The sequence below is a fragment of the Prevotella sp. BV3P1 genome, assembly GCF_000479005.1.
GTDB lineage: Bacteria > Bacteroidota > Bacteroidia > Bacteroidales > Bacteroidaceae > Prevotella.
On sequence record NZ_AWXC01000053.1, the window covers coordinates 134,445 to 151,041 of the forward strand.

14 protein-coding genes are annotated in these 16,597 nt (G+C 49.5%); 4 read left to right on the forward strand and 10 right to left on the reverse strand.

Going from position 1 to position 16,597, the window contains the following annotated elements:
* Window positions 1–107: 107 nt before the first annotated feature.
* Window positions 108–1,121, forward strand: a complete 1,014-nt coding sequence (locus tag HMPREF1254_RS10350; protein WP_023058557.1) for a glycosyl transferase family 90 — start codon at window positions 108–110, stop codon at window positions 1,119–1,121.
* On the opposite strand, the gene HMPREF1254_RS10355 is transcribed toward HMPREF1254_RS10350, so the two are convergent.
* Window positions 1,122–3,116, reverse strand: a complete 1,995-nt coding sequence (locus HMPREF1254_RS10355) for a ComEA family DNA-binding protein (protein WP_023058639.1) — start codon at window positions 3,114–3,116, stop codon at window positions 1,122–1,124.
* A 126-nt stretch (window positions 3,117–3,242) separates the two neighbouring features.
* Window positions 3,243–5,408, reverse strand: coding sequence for a glycoside hydrolase family 3 C-terminal domain-containing protein (locus HMPREF1254_RS10360; protein ID WP_023058588.1), 2,166 nt, complete (start codon window positions 5,406–5,408; stop codon window positions 3,243–3,245).
* A gap of 43 nt (window positions 5,409–5,451) precedes the next feature.
* Between HMPREF1254_RS10360 and HMPREF1254_RS12100 the strand changes: the two genes are divergently transcribed.
* Window positions 5,452–5,652: a hypothetical protein gene (locus HMPREF1254_RS12100; protein ID WP_036878580.1), complete on the forward strand. Its 201-nt coding sequence runs from the start codon at window positions 5,452–5,454 to the stop codon at window positions 5,650–5,652.
* A gap of 131 nt (window positions 5,653–5,783) precedes the next feature.
* Here HMPREF1254_RS12100 and HMPREF1254_RS10365 read toward each other — a convergent pair whose 3' ends face one another.
* Both HMPREF1254_RS10365 and HMPREF1254_RS10370 read right to left on the reverse strand, forming a co-directional pair.
* A complete protein-coding gene (locus HMPREF1254_RS10365) occupies window positions 5,784–6,791 on the reverse strand; it encodes a 2-oxoacid:ferredoxin oxidoreductase subunit beta (RefSeq protein ID WP_023058544.1) in 1,008 nt (335 codons plus the stop codon).
* Complete coding sequence (locus HMPREF1254_RS10370; RefSeq protein WP_023058602.1) at window positions 6,788–8,647, reverse strand: 2-oxoacid:acceptor oxidoreductase subunit alpha; 1,860 nt, start codon at window positions 8,645–8,647, stop codon at window positions 6,788–6,790. The genes HMPREF1254_RS10365 and HMPREF1254_RS10370 overlap by 4 nt, the downstream gene beginning before the upstream one ends.
* A gap of 114 nt (window positions 8,648–8,761) precedes the next feature.
* Here HMPREF1254_RS10370 and HMPREF1254_RS10375 point away from each other — a divergent pair, with 114 nt between their 5' ends.
* On the forward strand, window positions 8,762–9,415 hold the full coding sequence (locus tag HMPREF1254_RS10375; RefSeq protein WP_408939364.1) for a DUF4294 domain-containing protein: 654 nt from the start codon (window positions 8,762–8,764) through the stop codon (window positions 9,413–9,415).
* A 165-nt stretch (window positions 9,416–9,580) separates the two neighbouring features.
* On the opposite strand, the gene HMPREF1254_RS10380 is transcribed toward HMPREF1254_RS10375, so the two are convergent.
* From HMPREF1254_RS10380 to HMPREF1254_RS10405, 6 genes are all read right to left on the reverse strand, one after another.
* A complete protein-coding gene (locus HMPREF1254_RS10380) occupies window positions 9,581–10,606 on the reverse strand; it encodes a M28 family peptidase (RefSeq protein ID WP_023058529.1) in 1,026 nt (341 codons plus the stop codon).
* Window positions 10,607–10,648: 42 nt separating this feature from the next.
* Window positions 10,649–12,406: a membrane dipeptidase gene (locus HMPREF1254_RS10385; protein WP_023058590.1), complete on the reverse strand. Its 1,758-nt coding sequence runs from the start codon at window positions 12,404–12,406 to the stop codon at window positions 10,649–10,651.
* On the reverse strand, window positions 12,403–12,882 hold the full coding sequence (locus HMPREF1254_RS10390; protein WP_023058524.1) for an Lrp/AsnC family transcriptional regulator: 480 nt from the start codon (window positions 12,880–12,882) through the stop codon (window positions 12,403–12,405). Before HMPREF1254_RS10390 ends, HMPREF1254_RS10385 begins: the two co-directional genes overlap by 4 nt.
* Before the next feature lie 289 nt (window positions 12,883–13,171).
* Entirely contained in the window at window positions 13,172–14,080 is a 909-nt protein-coding gene (locus HMPREF1254_RS10395; protein WP_036878633.1) for an FKBP-type peptidyl-prolyl cis-trans isomerase, read from the reverse strand.
* A gap of 123 nt (window positions 14,081–14,203) precedes the next feature.
* The gene (locus tag HMPREF1254_RS10400; RefSeq protein ID WP_023058508.1) at window positions 14,204–15,076 is read right to left on the reverse strand and encodes an FKBP-type peptidyl-prolyl cis-trans isomerase; all 873 of its coding nucleotides are present in this window, start codon (window positions 15,074–15,076) and stop codon (window positions 14,204–14,206) included.
* Window positions 15,077–15,091: 15 nt separating this feature from the next.
* Window positions 15,092–15,697 (reverse strand): FKBP-type peptidyl-prolyl cis-trans isomerase, encoded by a 606-nt coding sequence (locus HMPREF1254_RS10405; protein WP_023058613.1) that lies wholly within the window; start codon window positions 15,695–15,697, stop codon window positions 15,092–15,094.
* Between the two features lie 166 nt (window positions 15,698–15,863).
* On the opposite strand from HMPREF1254_RS10405, the gene HMPREF1254_RS10410 reads away from it, so the two are divergent.
* Entirely contained in the window at window positions 15,864–16,568 is a 705-nt protein-coding gene (locus HMPREF1254_RS10410) for an SIR2 family NAD-dependent protein deacylase (RefSeq protein WP_023058632.1), read from the forward strand.
* Window positions 16,569–16,597 lie beyond the last annotated feature (29 nt).

Consider the following 16,597-nt stretch of genomic DNA (forward strand, 5'->3'; position numbering starts at 1 on the left):
TTCCTGCATCTACACCTGCTGACAACAGTCGCAGAAGACGGCGCTGCCTCCGCTGACAGCCACAAGAATCTCCTGCCTACAGATATAGACAAAAACAAACCAACGACATGAGTACACGACCACAGATTCTCCGCTGGCTGTACTATACGCTCAACAGCGGAAAGAACTCCAAGCTGGCATACTACGTCAGCTCGTACATCGTCATCAACATGCCACGTCCCTTGTTGGCATGGCGCTACCAGAGGGCGATGGAAACGCTGCGGCATCGAAGCGACAAGGACTACATCACAGCGCGCGTGGACTACTACAACCAGCTTACGGCGGATGCCTGTGTCGACCGCGAGGCATTCGGGAACGCGTCGGTAGCCTTACGCAACCAGCCCATGACCGGGCAGAAGGTGTACTATCTGGACGCCTACCGATATGCACGCTACTTCCCCCAGTCGCTGCGCTGGGTACTGCTTCCCGGCGACATCGTACACGTTCCCGACGTCCCATCCATTACCAAGAGCCGCCCACTGGTGGACGACAACACCAACTCGGTGCTGATGAAACTCGACAAGGTGCGCCACTTCCTCTTTGTGAACGACAGAAAGCGCTTCGCTGACAAAAAAGACATGGCCATCTTCCGCGGGCTGATAGGACAGGACGGAGGCCATACACTGAAGAAAAACAGGTATGATTTCGTACGCAGATTCTTCGGTCATTCCCTCTTCAACATAGGTGTGACCGATGACCGATTCCCACAATGGCAAACCGGCAAGCTGACCATCAAGGAGCATCTGGACTACAAGTTCATCATGGCACTTGAGGGCAACGACGTGGCCAGCAACCTCAAGTGGGTCATGTCGTCCAACTCGGTGGCCGTCATGCCCCGCCCTACCTGCGAGACATGGTTCATGGAAGGACGGCTGGTGCCTGACTACCACTACATAGAGGTAAAGCCCGACTTCTCTGACCTGGAGGAAAGGCTGAACCACTACATCCAACATCCGGAGGAGGCTGAGGCCATCATTCGCCACGCGCACGAGTATGTTGACCAATTTAGGGACAAGAAGCGGGAGCGACTCATCTCACTGCTGGTGCTGAAAAAGTACTTCGAGCTGACCAACCGAGTGTAATCAGAATCGCCATCTTAATTGCATCTCCAGGTCGGTTTGCGAATTTTGGTTGATTTGTTGGTACGAACTGCCAATCTTGTCACGATCAAAGTAGTGCGTGGTGCCCAGCTTTGCCATGAACATAAGTTTGCTGTTGGCATCCCAACGCACGTTGATGGCGTAACGCATGCCCTCTCCAGAGAACACGGGGAAGGCAAACGTGTAAAGCAAACCACGCTCGTAACAGTAAATTCGACTGTTAAAATCGTCTGTATTGAAATACCCTATATTGGCAAACGCGCGCAAACGTCCCCGCCGATAGCCCATAGTTTCGGCAATCATGTAGCCAAAACTCTTGGTTGACAAGTCGTGATAGGATAGGTCGCCTTGCGTTTTGAACAGCCAATGTTCGTCGTCAAACGCTACAGACAGGCGTCCCAGGTGGATGCGTTCGGGCAACAAGGCCGACTTTTCCGCATTATCTTTCTCCCTAAGTCGCAGTCGGTAGCGCCCTTGCAGCTGCCACTTGCGTCGCTGGTAGTTGCCCATCAGCAGACAATCCCATGCCGAACTGGCCTTGCTCACTTGGTATCTGGCCCATGGAAAGTAGGCGTAATCGACGTAGGCCATCAACGATAGATGGCGGGAGGCATGCCAGTTGGTACCCAGATAGATGCCGCTTTCATTCTGTGCTTTCCCTCCTTCGCTGAAACTTTGGCTGAACAACGAGTGATATTTGTAGGAGTAGAAACGCTGAACGGCCATTACCGACCACGTTGACGTACACTGATAACTCAAGTAGTGTACCGTGGCCAAGGCTTGACAATCGCCTGTAGCGGTCTCGCCTTGTATGGATAATTTGCGGCTGACGTATCCATAATCCACGCTGGCATTCCAAAACGACTTGCCCGAGGCGTTGTATTGACGATACAACTGTTCCGTTTTCGGTTGCAATGGGCGGTCGAGTGACGTGTGAAAAGCCGTCATTCCCACATGAAAACCATTTTTGAAATATTGTGCATGGCCACCGACCACCAGCTCGGCTGTGTTGTGCTTGCGAGCCATTTCGTGCTCCGTGCGATGGTAACCCGTTTTTACAATCGTGGCAATGGCCGTGCTGTCGTTGTTTCTCAACGTGCCGTCTATCTTGCGGTATGATGCGAATCCCGTCAAATCCAGGCCGTGCACGACGTTCACCGTGGCTGCAACGCCCTGCATATAGTTGGCTTCCGAGCGTGACGACTGCGCCCGAATAGTGTTGGTGTTGTTGCCCAAAGCTGATAATGTAGCCAACTTTCCGAATCCAAAGTCACGGTTCATGCTAACCCCCAGACCGAACTTCAGTCGATAACGACCCATCACCATCGATTTCAGCCGTCCCCAGTTTTTCAGCTGGAGATAGTAGGAATAGTAGTCGTAACCCCACTTGTTGCGACCCGCAAACCACGGTTCGCCCGCATCTTGCGACCCCACGAGACCCGCGTTGACATACTGTCCGTACTTGAAGTTGTACCGCCACCAATGTTTGTAGGGATAACCCAGGTAGCCATTCTCGTCACCTTGGCGCTTGTAAAACGGTACTTTTCCTGTGAATAGCAGCTCATGACGACCATACTTCATGACATCGCTCGCAGAAGGGAAAGTTTTTGGCTGTTCTGTTCCAAGGGTGACGAAGAAGGATAGCAGCTTCCTGCGCGTCGCGTCGAGCGACTCAATCATCGCCAACTCTCCCCAACTGCGTATCGGTGCATAGCGATCCAGATACTCCACCAGCTCTTCTATCTGCTGCGGTGTCAAGAAAGGAAGCTGTTCCAGGTCCTCCCTTTTGGCCTCATTCAGGCTCAAAGGGTGTTCAGCCAGCTCGCTCAACACCTCGTAAGCGGCCTCCCAGGAATCCGATTCTATGCCGTCGATGTCGGTCAACTGCTCATAATAGGTTTCCCAAGACAGCTTGTTCTGCGCCAAGGTGAAGCCGCCAAACAGCAGAAGAAACATGCACAAGAAGGTCTTTTTCATGTATTGTTAAGAATAGATGTGGTGGTGTTTTCCCAGCATCAACCGCATCAGGTAGTCAACAAGTGTGGATTCACAAAAATAATGTGAAATCCTTGAAAAAGCAAATAAAAATAAATTTATTTCCTCTTACTGCAAATGATAGATGAAAGATTGTAAGTCTGCCTCGTCAGAACTGGTGCCATAATACACTCTGTATTTGCCTGGAACCACACGGATGGTGTTGGTTTGTTCGTCAAAACGCTCGAAAGCTTTGCGTGGAAGATGCAAGGTTACCGTGCGTTGCTCACCAGCTTGCAGTGCCATGCGTTTGAAACCCTTCAGCGATTTAATGGGGCCATTGGGGTCATCGAGGCAACTAATGTACAATTGCACAACCTCCTCGCCAGCACGTTTGCCCGTGTTTTTTACGCTTACCGTGATTTTTCCGTCCCTCAACTGTGCCTTTCCTATTTTGAAGGACGTATAACTCAGGCCATGCCCGAACGGGAAAAGAGGTTTCCCTTTGAAGTAACGATAGGTTCTGTCACGCATGTTGTAATCCTGATAGTCGGGTAGTTGCGAGTCATCCCGATAGAACGTAACGGGCAATTTTCCTGCCGGATTGTAATCACCGAACAGCACATCGGCCACAGCCTCACCGCCACGTTCACCCGGATACCATGCTTGTAAGATAGCATCGGTATGTGTTACCTCCGGAACCAGCCCAATAGCGCTGCCACTACAGTTGACCATGATGACCTGTTTGCCTGCGGCATGCAGGGCTGTAATCATCTCCCGCTGTACTTGGGGCAACTCAATGGTCACCCTATCGCCGCCTTTGAAGCCTTTTGCCTCGACCTCCAGCTGCTCGCCTTCCAACTGAGGAGAGATACCTCCAACGAAGATCACCGTCTTTACGTCTCCTACCTCTTCGACCAACTGCTGCGTGGTCAATGCCTGATTATCTCGCCGATGCGGTTGAACCAGGCCGCAACCCTCAATAAATTTCACACGCTGTGCACCTATCTTGCGACGTATTCCGTCGAGTATCGTTACGGTGTGGCGTGGCGTGCCATTGTAATTTCCCCACATCATGACCGAATCATTGGCGTTTGGACCCATGACTACCACTTGCTTCAGCTGCTTGGACAAGGGCAATGCATGCCTGGGATTGTGTAATAGCGTCATGGTTTCGCGTGCCATTTTCAATGCCACCTCTCGGCTTGCCGGTGTACTGACGTCCTTCATTGAGATGGCATTCCAGCGTGTAATTGAATCGGGATCAAACTCACCCAGCTGCATTCGTCCTACAATCAGGCGCTTCAAGCTTTTGTCGATGCGCTCTTCCGTCACCTTTCCCAGCCTCACCGCCTCTGGCAACGAACCGTAAGTTTGGCCACAGCTCATGTCGGTACCACCTTTGACTGCACGCGCTGAAGCATGTGCAGCATCGGGTTCTACTTCATGAAAGCCCTTACGCCAGATGTCGTCGATAGCACCACAGTCGCTTACCACAATACCTTTGAATCCCCATTCGTCTCTCAAGAGTTGTTCCAGAAGCCGCTGGTCGCTGCAACAGGGCTCGCCATCAATGCTGTTGTAGGCACACATTACTTCTTTCACACCGCCCACTTGCACCAAATGTTTAAAGGCAGGAAGGTAAGTTTCATGAAAGTCACGAGGCGAAACATCGTCAATGCTGATTGAGTGGCGGTTCCATTCAGGGCCACTATGCACGGCAAAATGCTTGGCACAGGCAAAAGCCTTGTAATATTTGTGTGGCCCCTTGCCACCTTGCAGACCTTCAACCACGGCACAGCCCATGCGTGATGTCAGGTAAGGATCTTCTCCATAAGTTTCCTGACCTCGTCCCCATCGAGGGTCACGGAAGATATTTACATTGGGTGTCCACAACGAAACGCTCCAAGAAGTGTCAAAATATCCCTTCTTAGCAGCTACATTGTATTTGGCACGTGCTTCGGTACTGGCGATGTTGAACACTTGTAAAAGCAGTTCATCGTCGAACGATGCCGCCATACCAATGGTCTGTGGAAAGACTGTTGCCAACCCTGTTCGAGCCGAACCATGCAGCGCTTCGCCCCACCATTGGAATTGCTTGATGCCCAAACGCGGCACAGGTTTCGAGTTGTTTTGCATCAATCCCGCTTTTTCCTCCAGCGTTAGGCGTTTGCAAAGGTCGTCGGCTCGCTGTTCAAACGATAGGCGAGCATCTTGAAAGGGATAGGTTACTTGTGCCTGTATGCTGCCAGCAGCGCAAGCCAGTGCCAGGATAGTGATATGAATTTTCTTCATTGTTTTTTGGGAAGTATTAAGATGAACAGATTGTTAGTTTGTAATGAGTGATGCCTCATGGGTAAGTGATAACCGCATCGTAGGCATGGCACTTGCCATGAAGACAGCATATTTCGAGTGGGCAGAGCCGCTTACTGTTGGTCCGTTGGTGGGGTTTCACCAGGCTTCCTTCTCGACATGGTGCCAATCAATCATGTCTTTGATACGCCACAACATTAAACTGCCTGCCATGATGTGTTTATAATAATATATCATAATAGGTGGCAATGTCTGGTTTGAGTGAACAATAAAGCCCAAAGTCAATCGCATTCTTTGTGGCATACAATCGGCTTCAGGCTTTTTTTTTGATATTCTGTTATATGGAAAGCAGAAAGGTTATTTCACTTCCCAGATATCATTTGTCTCCAGTAATTCGGCAAAGTTATGATAGTGTTTCTTTGCTTTTACTTCCTCAATCTGCTTGTTCACCATCTCATCATACGTTGGTGCTTCAACATCACGGATGATACCCAGAGCGACAGGGAAACCATGTTCGTTGTCCATCATGGCCAACTTGAGGTGTAAGGTGTCGTCTTGCGCATGCGCATCATGCACCAAGATATCTTTCTCTGTCACGCCATTCTCGCCCAACTTCACCACTTTCAGGCCGAAACCATCTTGCACGAGGCCATATTCATTATTCTCTCCAAACAATAATGGCTTGCCATGCTCTACATAAATGGCATGCTGTTTCCGACCGTCTCTGGTGTATATAGGCTCGTAAGCACCGTTATTGAAGATCACGCAGTTTTGCAAAATCTCGCATAGCGCTGCACCTTTGTGCTTGTAAGCAGCTTGAAGAATCTCAACAGTATGCGGCGTATCGTTGGCAACCGCACGCGCAAAGAACCTTCCGCGGGCGCCAAAGCATAGCTCTGCTGGCTGAAATGGATCTTCCACTGTACCGTAGGGGGACGATTTAGACACGAATCCTCGGGGTGAAGTGGGTGAATATTGTCCCTTTGTCAAGCCATAAATGCGGTTATTGAGCAAGATCATGTTCAGGTTGACATTGCGCCTAATGGCGTGAATAAAATGGTTTCCGCCGATGGCCAGTCCATCTCCATCACCACTAATCTGCCACACTGTGAGGTTTGGATTCACGATTTTGGCCCCAGAAGCAATGGCAGCAGCCCGTCCATGGATGGTCTGCATGGCATACGTACTCATGTAATAAGGCAGTCGACTCGAACATCCGATACCCGAAATCACCGCTATTTCATGTGGTGGAACGCCCATTTCGGCCATCGCCTTGTGCAAATTGGCCAAGAAGAAATGATCTCCACATCCTGGACACCAGCGTGCCAGACCTTTTTTATATTGATTTGCTGTGACTTGTGTCATTTTCTATCCTCCAATATTTTTGTAAATGCATCTACCAATTTAGCCTCTACGAATGGCTGGCCCTTTACTTCGTTATACTGATATGGAACAAATCCGTCGACTTTCGAGCGGAGATAGGTGGCAAACTGTCCCATATTTTGTTCGGCTACCACCACTTTAGGATAGCGTTTCAGCACCTTAATGGCGTTGGCCGGCAGCGGATTGATGAACTCAAAGTGAGCCAAAGCCACTTTCTTACCTTGTTCCAAGAGTTCTTCCATCGCCGTATACAGGTGTCCATAGGTACCACCGAAGCCCACAATCAGCAACTCGGCGCCATTTACATCGCCCGAAACATGCAAGTCGGGAACAGGAATACGAGCCACTTTCTCAGCCCTATTGCGCACCATCTGATGGTGGTTGTCGGGATCATTGGATATTTGTCCAGTGGTCGAGTCTTTCTCCAGTCCGCCTATGATGTGGGCATAACCCTCTTGACCCGGTACAGCCCAATAGCGAGCCATCGTCTTTTCATCGCGCATATATGGCGTGTATTTATCTTTCATCTCTTCCGTAACACGGTGCGGTGTGATGCTTGGCAGATCTTTTACTTCAGGTATGGGCCATGCTCCCGACCCATTGGCGATGTATGCATCGCTCAAGACCACGACAGGCGTCATGTGTTCCATGGCGATTTTGCAAGCCATGTACGCTGCATCGAAGCAGTTTACAGGACTGGTTGGTGCAATCACGGGCATGGGTGACTCTCCGTTACGGCCGTAAAGCACCTGCAACAGATCGCCCTGCTCAGTCTTGGTGGGAAGTCCAGTCGATGGACCGCCACGCTGAACATCAATCAACACCAGGGGTAATTCGTCCATCACGGCCAAATTCATGCCCTCAGACTTTAAGCAAATGCCAGGTCCCGAGGTGGATGTTACGCCCAGTGCACCAGCAAAAGCGGCACCAATGGCTGTGGCGCAACCCGATATTTCGTCTTCACACTGCATGGTAATCACACCCATTGATTTGTGTTTGGCCAGTTCATGCAGAATATCTGAAGCTGGTGTGATGGGATATGAACCAAGAAACAGTTTTACACCAGCCTTCTCAGCGGCCGCCATTAGTCCATAGGCTGTTGCCTTGTTGCCTGTGATATCCATGTATCTGCCTGGCACTTTATGACGTGTTTCGATGCGATAAGTCGATGGTACGCTGGATTGGGTGTTCTCTCCATAATTGTAACCCGCCTCAACAACTTTCTTATTGGCTTGATATATCTCGGGCTTTTTACTGAACTTCTTTTTCAAGAACTTGTCTACCAACGACAAGTCACGATTGAACAGCCAGCAAACCATGCCCAGTGCAAACATGTTGCGACACTTCAAGATAGACTTGTTGTCCATGCCCGAGTCCTTCAGACACTCCTTGACAAGTGTCGTTATGGGGCATTCCACCACACGGTCGGGATCAATACCCAACTCACCCAGGTAATCCTCGCTGGTAATTTCGGCCTTCTGCAAATCGGCTGCCTTGCAATTGTCGGTGTCGACGATGATGGTCGCCGTAGGCTTGGCAAATTTTAACTGCGTTTTCAAGGCTGCCGCATTCATGGCAACCAACACGTCACACTGGTCACCAGGTGTGTAAACGCGCGATTCACCAATGTGTACTTGATAACCACTGACGCCTGTCAGTGAACCTTGCGGAGCACGAATGTCCGCCGGATAATCAGGAAAGGTAGATATGTCATTACCTACCGTGGCTGAAATAGTAGAGAAGATGTTCCCTGCAAGTTGCATTCCGTCTCCCGAATCACCGGAAAACCGAATGACTACATGTTCGAGTTCTTTAACCCGTAACCCTTCTGATTCCATTTTATTTTGTTTAGATTAGTCAGTATGCAAAGGTGATAAATATTATCGATACAACAAAATAATTGCAAGAGTTTCTTTCCACCCTGCGAAATTATCGCTACTTTTGTCCGGTAGATGATGAGAAGATTTGTCTATATGGTTTTGCCTTTCATGCTGTTTGCGGGTTTGCAAGCGCATGCGCAGAACGACAATCGCACCCAACCAACCCCGCCGGAAGAGCGACAGGTTGACATGGACAGTCCCACTTTCGAACCGATGGTGAAAGTGGGAAAGGTACTTCATGGCAGGGATTCCATCCCTTACATGGAGTTTAACAACGTTTACGTTTACCCCGAGCCAGTATTCAAGGATGCCAAACAGCGTGCGGTTTATAACCGATTGGTGCGCAACGTGAAACTGGTGTTGCCCATTGCCAAAGAGGTGAACCGCATTATCATTGAGACTGGCGACTACTTACAGACGCTGCCAAACAAGCGAGCGCGTGACGAACACATGAAATTAGTGGAGAAAGGCATACGCGATGAGTACACGCCTCGTATGAAAAAGCTGAATTACCAGCAAGGAAAGTTGCTCATCAAACTGGTTTATCGCGAGTGCGATTCGTCCTCATATCAGCTCATACAGGCCTTCATGGGACCTATACGAGCCGGATTTTGGCAAGCTTTCGCCTGGGCCTTCGGTGCCAGTTTGATGAAAAAATATGATGCCGAGGGTGTTGACCGGCTCACTGAACGCGTGGTGTTACAGGTAGAAGCCGGACAACTCTGATCTTTGTGTGTAAACAACGGAATTCCAACACCTTACTACTTCGTTTTCAAAGTCATTGAGTTTGATCCCCAAAGTCAATGCTTTTCCTTATCAAACTCAATGCTTTTGGTAGGCAAAGTCAATGCTTTTAATCAAGCGCAAGTATGTCATTGAGTTTGTCAACCGTCAATCTTCGCTAAACAGCACCTGCACCATGGTCTGTCCAACGGCCTTGAGCGTGTTCTTGTCGATATGCTCCATCGTGTCGTGAATGGTGTGCCAGGTGGGGCCGAAGCTGCTTTGTGGGCAGTCGGGGTAGAAGGGAATGACGTCGATGGTTGGTATCTTGGCGTGCTCGTTCACGGGAATGTGGTCGTCTGTGATGTAGCCTCCATCCTGTCTGGGGAAGTAACTGCCATAGCCAGCCGCTTCGGCTGCCGCCCAAACCTTCTCCACAATGTTGGGTGCATATTGCTTGGAGGCCAACTCTTGGTAGAATTTAGCCCCTTGTCCGCCTACCATGTCCAACAATATGCCGTATTCGGGGCGATTGTGGTGTGATGCGTTTTTCGCCCAATATTGTGCGCCCAAGGCCCAAGAGTCTTCGCTGCCTGACTGATGTTCCCATTGTGGCGTGCCCCAATCTTCGGCATCAAAGCATACGAAGTCGATGCCATAGGTCAGGGTGGTGTCGTTTTGAAGCAGCCGAGCCAGCTCCAACATCACGGCAATTCCACTGGCACCATCGTTGGCAGCCATCACAGGTTTGCGCCAATTGGCACTGTCTGGGTCGTTGTCAGCCCACGGACGACTGTCCCAATGGGCGCAGAGCAAGATGCGTTTGGTGGCCTCTGGCTTGTATTTGGCCATGATGTTGGTGGCATGTAGCGTGGTGCCGTCATAGCCTTTCACATCCGTTTTTTGTGTGGTGACATCGCATCCAAACTGCTGGAATTTACGGATAATCCAATTGGCACATTGCTCGTGCGCCTCACTGTTCATGGTTCGCGGGCCAAAGTCGCATTGTGCTTGAACGTAAGCGTAAGCCGAGTCGGCGTTGAATGCCGGTCCAACAGGTTGCTGTGCCAAGGCCGTTTCACCCTCGTTGCCCGTCTCTGTCGAGGCTCCTTTTGTGGCTTGCCAGCCCAAAGCCACGGCTGCGGCGAGAACGATACCCAATATTGTCACCATGATGATTTGTTTTTTCTTCATTGGTTTGTTTGCTTGTCGATAAGAATGTGTATGTGTAGTTTGTTATTTCACCCTGGCGTCTTGTGCCTGACGCATCACCCTGAGCCAGTTGCCACCCCATATCTTGGCGATGTCTTCTTCGCTGTATCGGCGGCGGAGTAACTGGATGGTGAAGTTGATGAGCTCGGACGAATTGGCCATGCCTGGCACACCGCCATCGCCATCAAAGTCGGTTCCGATGCCAACATGGTCGATACCCATGATTTGGATGGCGTGTTCGAGGTGGTTGATGCCGTCGATGATGCTGGCTGTTGCACCGTCAGCCCGTAAAAAGCCATGGTAGAACGTGGTGTGAGCCACGCCTCCCGCCTTGGCTAAGGCGCGAAGTTGGTCATCGGTGAGGTTGCGCGGCACGTCGCAGAGTGCCTTGCAGTTACTGTGGCTGCATACAATGGGAACCCTACTGATGTCCAATGCGTCGTAAAAACTTTGTTCGCCCCCGTGTGAGAGGTCAACCATCACGCCGCAATCGTTCATCTCTTTGATGACCTTCTCGCCAAAATCGGACACGCCGTGATGGGTGTTTTGGCTTCTGCGAGCACTGTCGCAGATGGCATTGTCACCGTTGTGGCACAGCGTGATGTAGGTAACGCCGCGGTTGGCAAAATGCTGCACGTTACGAATGTCGTCCTCAATGGCCAATCCGTTCTCAATGCCAAGTACGATACTCTTTTTGCCTTGTCGCTTGTTCTGATACAGTTGTTCGGGATTGCGCGCCAAGGCAAGGTAGGAATGGTTGGCCTGCACGATGTCTTCTATCTTGTCGAAGATGAGGTCGGCGTAGGCCTTTGGTCCTTCGACGGGGAAGGGTGCGATGTCTGTAAACGCTTCGTCGGGCTTGTTTTGGGGTAGGTAGGCCACCATGATGACGGCGTCTTGCCGCCCTTCGGTCATTTTGTGCAGGTCGACGAGGATGCGACTGTCGCGCTGTTCGAAATGAATTCCTTGTGGGAAGAACATCGGTGTGTCGCAATGGGTGTCAAGGATAAGCTGGCGATGGTGTAGCGATTTGGCCATTGAAAACTCGCTGGCACGGTTGACAAGCCATTGGAATAGCTTTTGTCCCTCATCACCTAACCACTCTGGATGCCACTGCACGCCAAGGATGGACTTGTGTTCCGTGCTCTCCATGGCCTCGATGATGCCATCTGGCGAGCTGGCTGTTGCCTGGAAGTGCGGCCCGGTATCGCTGACAGCTTGATGGTGGAACGAGTTGACGAATATTTGTTCGGTGTCGTAAATGTCGCGAATCATGCTTTCGGATGAGAGGATGACGCTGTGTGTGGGTTCACTTTTGTCGGCTTCTTGCGAATGCTTGAGAGTAGCGTTGATGTCTTGTGCAACCCTTCCGCCTAAGGCGAAGGCAAGTGTCTGCATGCCCCTGCAAATGCCAAATATGGGCATTTGCCGGTTAAAAGCCAGACGTGTGATGAGCAGTTCGGGCAAGTCGCGTGTGGCATTGATGCCATGCAGCTCTTTTTGGGGTTCCTCTCCAGCCCACAAAGGGTTGTGGTCGCCACCGCCGGTGAGCAGCAGTCCGTCAATGTTTTCCAGGGTGTTGATGATTACCTCTGGGTCGCTGACGGGTGGTATGAGCACGGGTACGCCTCCGGCATCGACCACTTGTGTGTAGTAACAATCGCGCAATGTGGCGTCGCCATCTACATAATTGGTGGTAATGCCTATCAACGGACGGTGATGGGCGGCAGGGTAGGAGGAGTGAATTTGGTTGAGGTGGGAGTTGAGGTCAAACTGTTTCATTCCTCGTCTACATTTGCAGGTATTTCACGTTTGATGCTCTGCTCGAGCGAAATCAAGGTTTCGGTGCTGACAACGCCTGGAATGGTTTGCATGTGATTGTTGAGCAAGTCCATGAGTTGTTCGTTGTCGCGAGCGTAAAGTTTGACCAACATGGTGTAAGGACCAGTGGTGAAATGACACTCAATGATTTCGGGAATCTCCTGAAGTTCAGCAACAACCTTCTTGTACATGCTGCCGCGTTCAAGGTTTAGACCTACGTATGTGCAGGTAGAATAGCCCAAGCTTTTAGGATTGACATAGAATCCGCTGCCCGTGATGATGCCTTTTTCCATCAGATGTTGTACGCGTTGATGAATGGCTGCACGCGAAACGCCGCATTGTGTGGCTACATCCTTGAAGGGAATACGTGCGTTAGTTGATAAAATACTTAAGATTTTCTTGTCCAACTTGTCAATCTTGTCTGTGTCTTTTGCCATAGATTTCTGTGTTATGTTGTTATTTTGATAGCAAAATTAGCTAATATTAATGATATAAGCAACAAGATGTGAATAAAAGTGTGATAAATTGTACCTATTTGATAGATATTTTGCAGGTTGGTATTGTGGCCATGTTTGCCCCAATATAAGACAGACCTGACAGAAGAGAAGGTGTGTTCTCGTCCCGCCAGGTCTATACTGTGATGATTGATGTGTGTAAGGATGGCACTGTATCGATGGGCAAATGGCCAAGGTTTAAGGTCGATGACAGTGTGCCTTCCCTTTGCGTTTACTTCTTCGAGGCAGCTGGTGCCTTCTCGATACTGATTAGTTCAACGGTGAAAATCAGGGTAGAGTAGGGTTGTATCTGTCCGGCCTGACGCTCTCCGTAGGCCAGTTCTTGCGGGATGTAGATTTCCCATTTGCTACCTACCGGCATCATGGTGAGGGCCTCTGTCCATCCCTTGATGACCTGATTGCAACGGAATGAGGTGGTTTGTGGATTGCGCTTGTACGAACTGTCGAACACGTTTCCGTCGATGGTCTTGCCCTCATATTTCACAGTTACCTTGTCTTCCTTCTGTGGAATCTCGCCCTTTCCTTCGGTAATCACCTTGTATTGCAGACCGCTGGCAGTTGTTTTCACGCCTGGCTGTGTGGCATTTTGCTTCAACCAGGCAGTGTTGGCTGCGATGTATGTCGATTCTTTCTCTTTCTTCACTTGGGTTCTGCGCTCTTGAAACAGTTCACTCGCCTTTTCAACGGAATAAACAGTCGTGTCATTCTGTACGCCGGCGAGGAAACCCTGGTTGAAGATTTCGGCATCAATAGCGTTGGGCGTTCCCTTGAAGTCATTGGTGGTCTGCGGCAAAATCCGGTTTTTCACCATCCTGGCGATGGCAGCACCCGCATGACGAGCCTTGAATTGAGGCGAATCAATCTGCTTTAATGCCTCCTGAAAGCCTGCGACAAATTCGGCAATCTGCGCCGGATCCATCTCGTATTCTTGCTGCAAGAAGGGCATCAAGCCATTGGTTGCGGCCAATCCTGCCGCGTAACTCAACGAATCTTGCGGTGTAAGCAGTGGCTTAATGGTTGTCTGGGGGTTCTGTTTCTTGTCCTTCTCTTTGCCTAAAGCGGCCATGCTGACCGATGCAACCGATAAGAACAACACTGAAAGTAATAAAATCTTTTTCATCATCAACATCTTATTCAAAAGAAAAACTCACCTTGTATGGTTGATTCTTGCGGTGTAATGCCACAAAAACAATCAAATACAAGGCAAGTCTTCGTATGTTTATTATATATGGTAGTCAGCAGTTTACTTCTCGATGCTGATTAATTCAATCTTGAAAATCAAGGCGGAGAAAGGCTTAATCTGACCTTGTTCACGCTCGCCGTAGGCCAACTCTTGTGGAATATACACTTCCCATACAGAGCCTACAGGCATGTGAACGAGAGCGTCTGTCCATCCTTTGATGACCTGATTGGCACGCAAGGAAACTGGCTGTCCATTCTTATAAGAGCTGTCAAACACCTTACCATCGAGGGTCTTGCCTTCATAATGAACTTTCACCATGGATGTATCTGCAGGCATGGCACCCTTGCCAACCTTGATAACCTTGTATTGTACACCGCTCGGCAATGTCTTCACGCCTTCTTTCTTCTTGTTCTCAGCGAGGAATTTCTCACCAGCTGCCTTGTTGGGACCATATTCCTTTTCCATGACTTTGGCTCTGATTTTGCTCATCTTGGTCTGTGCTACCTGTCCAGCCTCTTCGATGGTCATCAGTCCTTTCTTGCCCGTTGTACCGGTGATGAAGCCTGCCATGAAGTTCTTCAGTGAGATGGTCTTGGTTGAATCGCTGCCAAATACCTCTTGGTTGATGCCGGTAATCATCTGATTGCTGATCTGCTGACCAATCTGGATACCTGCATAGTAAGCGGCACGGCCTTTGTCATCTCCGGCATTAGCGCCTTCGTTCAATCCCTTGATGAACTGATCCATGTAGGTTGTGTCAATGTTCATGCGGCCAATGAGATACTCTTTGAGTCCTTGAGTCTGTGCTAATCCGATGGCATAGCTCAGTGTATCCACGTCAGTCTTGAGGTTTGCCTTGGGTGTTGAGTTGCCGCAACCAGTAAATGTTGCAGCAGCGATAGCCATTGCGGCTACGAATGTAAGTTTTTTCATTGCTATTTGTTGTTATTAAATTACTTTTATAAGCTCTACATCGAATACCAATGCCGAGTATGGGGGTATGGTATTGCCTGCTCCACGCTCACCATATCCGAGGTGATAAGGGATGAAAAAGCGATACTTGGCACCTTCTTGCATCAGTTGAAGGCCTTCGGTCCAACCGGCGATGACTTGGTTCAAGGCGAATGTTGCAGGTTCGCCACGTTGAATACTGCTGTCAAATAGCGTGCCATCATACAGCATTCCTTCGTAATGGCATGTCACCTGATCGGTCGCTTTCGGCTTCTTGCCGTTGCCTTCTTTCAGCACTATGTATTGCAAACCGCTGGGAAGCGTCACCACACCTTCCTTCTTTGCATTCTCAGCCAGGTAGGTTTCGCCAGCCTCCTTGGCCACTTTGCCTTTCTCTTCGGCAGCTGCGCGTTGCTTCTTCTCTTGTTCTTGGAAGAAATTCTGCACCAATGTCTGTGCTTCTTGATTGTCTATTTTTGGCTTTGCACCAGCGATTACGTCTTTGATTGCTTGTGAAAAATCATCGATATTCAAACTCTGGGCGCCCATATCAGACAATTGTTGACCAATGCCAAGCCCCAAAGCGTAGCTTACTTTGTCCATCTTTAATAATCTATATTGATAAGTTTTGCTTTTTAACAAGGGCAAAGATAGCAAAAAACTATCATAGCTTCGAGTTATTTCTCAAAAAAATACTATTTTTGTAGAATATTAGTGTAAAAGCGACGTCTATCCATTGATAGGCATGTGATTAAGAAATGGTAAGATCATGAAAAAGATTGTATTTCTGACTGGTGCCGGTATGTCGGTAGAAAGTGGATTCAAAACCTTTAGAGGAAGTGACGGATTGTGGGAAAACTATCCAGTAGAGCAGGTGGCGACGCATGAGGGTTGGGAGGCCGATCCTACGCTTGTGACCAACTTTTACAACATGCTTCGAAAGAAACTCTATATGGCGAAGCCCAACGAAGGGCATCGATTGATACAGCAACTCGAAGAGGCATACGACGTAACCGTTATCACTCAGAATGTTGACAATCTGCATGAGCGGGCTGGATCGTCGAGAGTAATCCATCTACATGGCGAACTGGCCAAGGTATGTTCTAGTCGTGAGCCTTACAATGAGGCCTACATCCGCGAATTACCCCAAGAGAATTGTACCGTAGAACCAGGAACCAAGGCTGATGATGGGTCGCTCTTGCGCCCATTCATTGTATTCTTCGGCGAGAGTGTGCCCATGATTTCCGTTGCAGCCGAATACGCTCGTGAAGCTGATATCTTTGTCATCATCGGAACGTCGCTCAATGTTTATCCCGCTGCGGGATTGGTTCAATATACCAAACCCAATTGCCCCATCTATCTTATCGACCCCGAAGCGGTGCATACCAGTGGCATTCGTCATCTCAAGCACATACAGAAAGGTGCCAGTGAGGGGATGAAAGAACTCATGAAGGTCTTGGACACCAACCAATAAAGAGGGCCGTTGCCCTTTCAACCCATGAT